This is a genomic window from Microbispora sp. ATCC PTA-5024 (genome assembly GCF_000511135.2).
Taxonomy (GTDB): Bacteria; Actinomycetota; Actinomycetes; order Streptosporangiales; family Streptosporangiaceae; genus Microbispora; species Microbispora corallina.
This window is the reverse complement of the sequence record NZ_KI866524.1, coordinates 588,907-590,030: the sequence shown is the minus strand read 5'-3', so window position 1 is coordinate 590,030 and position 1,124 is coordinate 588,907. Positions and strand designations below refer to the sequence as shown.

Here is a 1,124-nt window from a genome sequence, read left to right as displayed (position 1 = left end):
CCCGGTGCCCGCCGCGCCCGGACCCGCGCCCGGACCCGCGCCCCCGCCGGCCCGGGACGGGCCGCCCCGGATGTCCGACACTCTCACTCGGCCCCCCTGCTGTTCCCGGCGTACGCTACCGGGTTCCGGCGGCGTCGCCGCCCCCGCGACGCGTGATCCACAGGCGGGCGGGTGAAGCCCGCGATCGGCGGTCCGGACGGATACGCTCGGCCTATTCCTACTGACAGATTCCGCCGCCTCTCCTGGCGGGCCTCCGCGCCGTCGGCGGGCAGGGTGCTCGCCGTCGTGTCCGCCGTGCCCGCGCTCGCCCTCAGCGGGTGGCTGCTCGCCGGGCTGCCGCTGCTGCTGCTCGGCTGGTTCCGGCCGCTGCCCATGGTCCTCCTCGGCGGCGGGCTCGCGGCCGCGCTGTGCGTGTACGGCCTGCGGCGCCTGCCGGAGACCGTGGAGGCGACCGCGCCGCAGACGGGCGCGCTGGCCGCCGTCGCGGTCGCGTCCGGCGTCTTCAACGGGTTCCTCCACGGCGAACAGCTGATCGTCCGCCGCGACCCGTCCACCTACGCGCAGTACGCCGTCTGGCTGGCCCGGCACGGCTCCCTGCCGATCCCCACCGGCGACTTCGGCGGCCCCGACCCCGCGCTGCGCTTCGACAGCATGGGCTTCTACGCCGCCGACGGCGGGATCGTCCCCCAGTTCATGCCCGGGCCGCCCATGCTCCACGCGATCGGCGAGTGGCTCGCCGGCGTCCCCGGCCTGCTGCTCGTGCCGCCCGTGCTGGGGGCTCTCGCCGTCCTCACCTTCGGCGGGACCGCGGCGCGCCTGGCCGGTCCGCGCTGGGCCGTCCTCGCGGCGCTCGTCTTCGCCGTCAGCCTGCCCGTGCTGTACACGTCGCGGACCACGTTCAGCGAGATCCCCTCGCTGATCCTGGTGTTCGGCGGGCTCAACCTGCTGCTCGACGCCCGGTCCCGGCTCAGGGCAGCCCTGCTCGGGGTCGGCTTCCTGCCCGCCGGGCCGCACGCCGTGGCCGCCCTGCCCCGGCAGGGCGCGCGCGGTCCACGCGGTCCACGCGGTCCACGCGGTCCACGCGGTCCACGCGGTCCACGCGGCCCGCGCGGCCTGCGCGGTCT

The 1,124-nt window shown here is 77.3% G+C and carries 1 pseudogene; it reads left to right on the top strand.

The features are described 5' to 3' along the window. Window positions 1–285: 285 nt before the first annotated feature. A pseudogene (locus tag MPTA5024_RS42505) lies at window positions 286–1,124 on the top strand (hypothetical protein); the annotation flags it as partial.